This is a genomic window from Pseudomonas sp. 18.1.10 (assembly GCF_024655625.1).
In the GTDB taxonomy this organism is placed as follows: Bacteria; Pseudomonadota; Gammaproteobacteria; order Pseudomonadales; family Pseudomonadaceae; genus Aquipseudomonas.
Map to the genome: position 1 here is coordinate 1 of NZ_JANLGL010000246.1, position 7,347 is coordinate 7,347.

At 62.2% G+C, this 7,347-nt stretch carries 6 protein-coding genes; 2 read left to right on the forward strand and 4 right to left on the reverse strand.

Features of this window, described 5'->3' with window-relative positions; translation table 11 throughout:
* Positions 1 to 147 precede the first annotated feature (147 nt).
* The 4 genes from NUV89_RS25840 to NUV89_RS25855 all read right to left on the reverse strand — a co-directional run bounded on the left by NUV89_RS25840 (position 148) and on the right by NUV89_RS25855 (position 2,570).
* Complete coding sequence (locus NUV89_RS25840) at positions 148 to 519, reverse strand: PH domain-containing protein (RefSeq protein WP_124526406.1); 372 nt, start codon at positions 517 to 519, stop codon at positions 148 to 150.
* 84 nt (positions 520 to 603) lie between these two features.
* Positions 604 to 933, reverse strand: coding sequence for a hypothetical protein (locus NUV89_RS25845; protein WP_257783550.1), 330 nt, complete (start codon positions 931 to 933; stop codon positions 604 to 606).
* A 72-nt stretch (positions 934 to 1,005) separates the two neighbouring features.
* The gene (locus tag NUV89_RS25850) at positions 1,006 to 1,758 is read right to left on the reverse strand and encodes an OmpA family protein (RefSeq protein WP_308220204.1); all 753 of its coding nucleotides are present in this window, start codon (positions 1,756 to 1,758) and stop codon (positions 1,006 to 1,008) included.
* Positions 1,755 to 2,570 carry a motility protein A gene (locus tag NUV89_RS25855; protein ID WP_257783551.1) on the reverse strand — a complete coding sequence of 272 codons (816 nt, stop codon included), beginning with the start codon at positions 2,568 to 2,570 and terminating at the stop codon, positions 1,755 to 1,757. Before NUV89_RS25855 ends, NUV89_RS25850 begins: the two co-directional genes overlap by 4 nt.
* Positions 2,571 to 2,812: 242 nt before the next feature.
* Between NUV89_RS25855 and NUV89_RS25860 the strand changes: the two genes are divergently transcribed.
* The gene (locus tag NUV89_RS25860) at positions 2,813 to 3,865 is read left to right on the forward strand and encodes a flagellin (protein ID WP_257783552.1); all 1,053 of its coding nucleotides are present in this window, start codon (positions 2,813 to 2,815) and stop codon (positions 3,863 to 3,865) included.
* 164 nt (positions 3,866 to 4,029) lie between these two features.
* Positions 4,030 to 7,272 (forward strand): tetratricopeptide repeat protein, encoded by a 3,243-nt coding sequence (locus tag NUV89_RS25865; protein WP_257783553.1) that lies wholly within the window; start codon positions 4,030 to 4,032, stop codon positions 7,270 to 7,272.
* Positions 7,273 to 7,347: the final 75 nt, after the last annotated feature.

The following is a 7,347-nucleotide window of genomic DNA, read 5'->3' on the forward strand; positions in this document are numbered from 1 at the left end:
GGCGCTATCATAGCGCCCGATTGAAGTGTCCAAAATCATTAGGCCAGTTCAAGCCCGCTCCCACATTTTTGATCCGGTACATTCGTTGGATCGTGTAAGCAGTAAAAAAGACCTTGGGGCGCCAAGGTCTTTTTTTTTGCCCGCCGATCAGGCCAGTAAATGCTTGGAAATCAACCGGGAGATTTCCACAATCGAAGTCTTGCCGGTGAATTCAAACTTCACTTTCCCCAACGAAGAAAAGTAAATCTCCAACTCCGAATCCAGATCAAACGTCCCGGACGTTTCCACCGAGTAGGCGACGATATTTTTGTACGGCAGTGACGTGAAGTCCTTCTTGCTGCCGGTAATCCCCTGCACGTTCACGGCGATGATGCGTTTGTTGGTGAAGACCACGCCGTCGCGCATGGACTTGTACGCGTCGATCACTGTTTCGCCGTCCAGCAGCAGGGCCGATACGCGTTCGGCGTATTCGTTGTTTTGTTTGAGTTTGAAGAAGCCTTTGTTGTTGAAGTCGATCATCAGGAGGGCCTTTTGGTGAGTCAGTGGCGGAGCGTTATCGTTGACGTCCATCGCGGGCAAGCCCGCTCCCACAGGGGGATCGCGTCATTGGATGGCTTTTAGGTAGGCTTTTAGTGCGTCGAGGGGGAGTTGCAGTTCCTCTAGCGTAGTGGCTTGCTGCACGTCGGCGGACAGTTTTTGTAGTTCACGTCCCAGCACAGTGTCGGAACCACCCACCGCCTCCAACGCCTGCCCCACACACTCCTCCACCTTCCCCAAAACCCCAACCAAATCCCCCTGCCTCACCAACAACCCAAACACCTCCCGCTCATACCCATCCATCACCAGATCATCGCGCAAGACCGGGCTGCCGCCGTCCTCCTCATGCACCAGTTTCAGTGCAAAAAGCGCCACAGCTTCCAGCGTCAATTCCATGGTCTCGGTTCCTCAACAGTCGGGGGGAGGGCGATGATCACTGTTCTTCAGCGCAAAAAACAACCCCGGCCGTCACCGCTCCAGGATCAACTCCACCCGACGGTTACGCGCGCGGCCTTCAGCCGTCGCGTTATCCGCCAGCGGCCGGGTGTCGGCATAACCGATGGCGGCGAGGCGTCCGGGCTGGATGCCGTTGGCTTGCAGGTAGCGCACCACGCTGCCGGCACGGGCGCTGGAGAGTTCCCAGTTGGAGGGGAAGCGGGCGCTGCGGATGTCTTGGGTGTCGGTGTGGCCGGCGACGATGAGTTTGTGGGGGACGCTGTCGAGCACCGGGATGAGCTTGTGCAACACGGCGAGGCCGCCGAGGTTGAGGTCGGATTGGCCGGAGGGGAACAGGATTTCGTTGCTGATGCGAAAGCTCACGCTGCTTTCATTGGTGACCACTTCAATGTCGTTGCCCAATTGATCCAGCGGCAGTTCGTTGAGCAAGTCTTGCGTGGTGGGCTTGGGCGGCTCTGGTTCAATGACGGCCACGGGCTCGGCCACAACCGGCTCCGGCTCCACAACCTGAACCAACAACAACGCTCCTGGCACCTCCACCGAGGTCAACCCCTTGAAGGAAAACACCGGCGGCCCACTGAACTCGGCACTGTGCCGCGTACGCTCATGCCCCTTGCCCGCCAACGCCAGCATCGCCATGGTCACCACCAGCAGCAACGTCATCATGTCCAGGTAGGTCATCATCCACGTCTCACCCGCCGTGTCCTCCACCGGCGGCATGCCGCTGGCAATCGCAGCCGCCTGGATGCGCGTCACCGGCCTCACGTGCGCGGTTTCCAACTGAGCCGCAGCGGCGCGCGCAAAGGCTCATCGCGTAGTTCGTTCTGGTAATGCGCCACAAAGGACTTGAGCGTCTCGCGCATCAACCCCGGGCTGCGTTTGTTGGCCATCATCGCCACGCCTTGCAGCACCATGTTCATCACCACCACGCGCTGTTCGGTGCGGCGTTCCAGCTTCACCGCCACGGGTTTGCACAGCAGGTTGGCCAGCAGCACGCCGTACAGCGTGGTCATCAGGCCCACCGCCATTTGCCGGCCGATGGTCACCATGTCGCCGTCGCCGAGCACGAACATCAGGTTCACCAACCCCACCAACGTGCCGAGCATGCCGAACGCCGGGGCGTAGCTGGCCATCACGCGAAACAGCTGCGCCTCGGCATGCTCCTTGGCGCGCAGGCGGGCGATGCGCCATTGCAGCAGGTCGAGGATGTCGTCCAGCGGGGTCTTGTCGATGACCAACTGCACGCCGGAACGCAGGAAGGGATTTTTCACGCCGTCGAGCACGTCTTCCACGGCGCGCAGGTCGCCGTCGATCCACAGCCGCGAAAGGCTCACCAGCTCGTCGATGTCTTCCTGGGTGTACTCGCGCTCATGGCGCACCACGGTCTTTATCAGGCTGAAGATGCGCAGCACTTCGCGCAGCGGGTAGCTGATGAAGGTCGCGGCAAAGGTGCCGACCACCACAATGCCCAGCGCCGGCAGGTCGACGAACAAGCCGGGTTGTTGCGCGCTGAACACCAGCAACACGGCCAGCAGTAGCAGGCTGGCGAGCAGGCCGATCAGGGTTGAGGGGTTCATGCAGCACTCCAGTTGTGGGCCAAGGCAGGCTTTATAACGTGCGGGGTGCGCATTCAAATCGGCTAATACAGGCACTTTCCCTGGCGAAATCGGGGGGCTGCGCAAATTTTTTCAAAGGCTGCCTAAAGACGGCAGATCGGATCGCCGATGTTCGCTTTGTCTGTACGGCAACGGCGTGGAATGTCCTCGGCGCCGGGCCCGAACTCTGTCCCCAGCGGCTCACCCACGAAAGGAACTGCACCATGTCAGTCATCAATACCAACATCACGTCCATGATCGCCCAGCAAAACCTGAACGCCTCGGAGAGCAGCCTGAGCACCTCGATCGAGCGCCTGTCGTCCGGCCTGAAAATCAACAGCGCTTCCGACGACGCCGCAGGCCAGGCGATTGCCAACCGCATGACCTCGCAGATCACCGGCCTGTCCCAGGCCAGCAGCAACGCCAGCGACGGCATCTCCCTGGCGCAGACCACCGAAGGCGCGCTGGACCAGGTAAACGACAACTTGCAGCGCATCCGTGAGCTGTCGGTACAGGCGGCCAACGGCACCAACTCCCAGTCCGACCTGCAATCCATCCAGGACGAAATCACCCAGCGCCTCGACGAGATCGACCGTATCTCCTCGCAAACCGCATTCAACGGCGTGGACGTGCTGTCCAAAGACCAGACCATCACCATCCAGGTCGGCGCCAACGATGGCGAAACCATCGACATCAAGCTCAGCGAAATCAACGCCGACACCCTCGGCCTGAGCAGCTTCAACGTGAACGGCTACGACACCACCCTGACCGCCAGCACCCTGTCGGACTCCGCGGGCACAGCGATCACTTCGACCAACACCAGCTACGTCGACAAGTCCGGCACCACCGTGACTGGCGGCACCCTGTCCACCGACGCCGATGGCGACTACTTCCTGACCGTCGGCGGCAAGACCTACGCGGCCGAAGTGACCCTGACCACCGACGGCACCACCACCTCGGCGAGTATCAGCATCGACACCGACAACGCGGTGAGCAAGAAGTCCACCAACACCCTGACCACCCTCGACAACGCCCTGAACACCGTGGACTCCATGCGTTCGGACCTGGGTGCGGTGCAAAACCGCTTCGACTCGGCGATCACCAACATTTCCACCACCACCACCAACCTGACGTCCGCGCGTTCGGGCATCCAGGACGTGGACTACGCCACTGAAGTGTCGGCCATGACCAGCGCGCAGATCCTGCAACAAGCCGGTACGTCGGTATTGGCCCAGGCCAACTCGATGCCGCAACAGATGCTGTCGCTGCTGCAATAAGTACCCGCAGGTAAAGAAGGGGCCAGCGCACGCTGAGCCCCTTTTTTTGTGCGCGCAATCCCCGCTAATCCCCCCGCTGGGGCGGGTTTATCCGGGCTTTGGTGACGAGGTTGTCGCGCTAGCATTTGCCCCAGACCATTTATCCACAAGGCGAATGCCCGTTCATGCCCAAACCCCAGCGCCCCAAGACCCCACAAGGGTGGAAAGACCTCGGCAACCAACAACTGCGCAGCGCCCCCGAGCAAGCCCTGGCCAGTTTCGAGCAGGCCTTGCGCCTGCTGCCAGACGAGCCCCAGGCCCTGGAGCTGGTCGCCAAGACGGCACAAAAGCTCGGCCAGGCCGATCGCGCCCTGGAGCTGGTGCTCAAGGCACTGGCGATCGACCCGGATTTCGCCATCGGCCATCACCGGCTGGCCACGCTGTACTTCGAGAAAGGCCAGTTCGCCCTGGCGCTGGCGCATGTGCAACAGGCACTGGAGTTGGCGCCCCGGGATTGCCGCATGCTGTCGCGCCAAGGCTTGATCCTCAACCGTCTGGAGCGCCACGGTGAAGCCATCGCGGTGTTCGAAACGCTGATCGAACGCGAGCCCGGCGACTACAGCCACTGGAACAACGCGGCCAACCTGTACAAGGACCTCGGCCAACTGGGCAAGGCCGACACCTATTATCAAAAGGCCGTGGCCCTGGCCAAGCGCAAGGACGTGCTGCCGTACTCCAATCGCCTGACGTCATTGCACTACGACCCCGAGCGCAGCCGCGACTACATCTTCGCCGTGTGCAAGGAATGGCAATCGCGCTTCGGCCCCAAAGTCGTGCCGCCACGCCCCGAGACCGACAAGACTGCCAACCGCCGCCTGCGCATCGGCCTGGTGTCCGATGGCCTGCGCCAGCACCCGGTGGGCAATATGATCGTCGGCGTGCTGGAAAAACTGCCGCGCCACCGCTTCGAGCTGTTCGCCTACAGCACCAGCCAGGTCTGCGACCACCTGACCCGGCGCATCCAGGCCAGGGTGCAGCAGTGGCTGGCGATCAAGCACATGGACGACGGGGCCCTGGCCCAGCGTATCCGTGAGGATCGCATCGATATCCTGATCGACCTGTGCGGCCACAACGCCGGCAACCGCATGGGCGCCATGGCCTTGCAGCCGGCGCCGTTGCTGGTGAAGTGGGTCGGCGGCCTGATTAACACCACCGGCCTGGACGCCATCGACTACCTGCTCACCGACCGCATCGAATCCCCCGCTGGCGAAGACGCCTACTACAGCGAAAAACTCATCCGCCTGCCCGACGACTACATCTGCTACGACCCGCCGCCCTACACGCCCGATATCAAACCATTGCCCGCACTGGCCAACGGTTACATCACCTACGGCTGCTTCAACAACCCGACCAAGATCAATGACCTGCTGCTGGCGCGCTGGGCCGAGGTGATGCGCGCCACGCCGGATTCACGCCTGTTGCTCAAGGGCGGCGCGTTCGGCAACCGCGAGTTGCGCGGCCATGTGCACGGCTTTATGGCGGCCCAGGGCATTGCCGAAGAACGTGTGCTGATCGAAGGCCCGGTCGGCCACAAAAGCCTGCTCGACACCTACAACCGCATCGACATCGCCCTCGACCCCTGGCCGTATTCCGGCGGCCTCACCACCTGTGAAGCCTTGTTGATGGGGGTGCCGGTGGTGACGTTCCCCGGCCCGACGTTCGCCGGGCGCCACTCGGCCACGCACCTGGTCAACGCCGGGTTGCCGGAATTGGTGGTGCACAGTTGGGAGCACTACCAGCAACGCGTGATCGAACTGGCCAGCGACCTCGACAGCCTCCAGCGTATCCGCAGCCACCTGCGCGAAGTACTGATGGGCTCGCCGGTGTGCGACAGCCAGCGGTTTGCCCACCACTTCGATACGGCCATGCGCGCCATCTGGCAGCGCTATTGCGAGAACACACCGCGAGCCGCGTTGACGTTGGACGCGCAAGGGCAGGCCCGTTTCGACGGCGACGACGCTGCCGTCGAACTGCAACACCCGGCCGCGCCGCCAGAGGACGCAGGTTTCCGCTTCACCTTCCAGGGCAAGGTCGTGACCCTCGACCACGGCGGTACGTTGATCGCGTCGGCGCAGTTCGTGGCCCTGCAAAAAATGGCGGCGTTTTCCACGGTGGCCTTCGACCCCGCCAGCCGCATCAGCAATGCCAAGCAACTGGCCCAGCTCGGTGAGTTGCACTACTACCCTCACGCCGCGCTGGGCAACGGCCAGCCGGCCACACTTTATGCCTGCCTCGATCCAGGCATGAGTGCCACGCTGGCACCGCTGGCGAGTGCAAGCGTGCTGGCCAAGCTGGCGTTGCCGACCCTCAAGCTGGACGCGATCAACGGCCTGCCCGCGGTGGATTGGCTCTTGCTCGACAACCTCAACGACAGCCTCGCCGTGGTCGAACACGGCCAGCGCAGCCTCGCCGATGCGTTGCTGGTGCAAGCCCGGGTCAACTTTGTGCCGACCCATGACCAGCAGGCCGATGTGGGCTTGATTAGCCGCTGCCTGGCCCGGCGCGGCTTCAGTTTTTACCGCTTGAACAACTTGCAGCATCAACCGCAGACCTCGCACCTGATGTGCGCCGACGCGCTGTTTCTGCCGGATGCCACGCGCATGGCCGGGCTGTCGGATAACCAGCGCCTGAAACTGGCGTTCCTGTTGCACACGGTCTATGCCGCCCACGATGTGGCGGGTGAACTGCTCAAGGCCATCGACGCTGATCTGGCCGCCCGGTACCTCAAGCACTGCCAGAACCCACAGCCGCTCGAATTGCCCCGCGAGCCCATGGAGGAACCCCAGGTCACCTTCCCGGCAGACGTCGCCGCGTACGTCAAAACCCTCTACACCCAGGCCTCGGTGATCCTCGAATACGGCAGCGGCGGCTCGACCCTGCTGGCGGCGAACCTGCCGGACAAAACCGTGATCTCGGTGGAAAACGACGCCCATTGGGCCGCAGACATGCAAACCTGGATCGCCAACGCCACGCTGCCTTCACGGCCACTGATCTACCCGGTGAACGTGGGCGAAACCGGCAAATGGGCCCGCCCGAAAAACGCCCGGCACTGGAAGAAATTCCACACTTACCCGTTGAAGGTCTGGGATGAGCCGTTCTTTGAGCAGCCGGACGTGATCCTTATTGACGGGCGCTTTCGCATCGCGTGTTTTGTCACGGCGTACCTGCGGGCGACGAAGCCGATGGTCGTGTTGTTCGACGATTACCTGGATCGGCCGCACTACCATGTGGTGGAACGCTTGGTGAAACCCAGCGAATTTGTCGGGCGCATGGCGCGGTTTGATTTGCAGCCGCTGGCCCATCTGCCGCGCGAAGAGCTGACGTGGCTGGTGGCGAGCTTCAACGAAGTGGCCTACGCCGAAGTTTGAGTGGAATGCGATAAAAAATGTGGGAGCGGGCTTGCTCGCGAATGCGGTGGTTCAGCCAAGGATGTGTTGACTGAC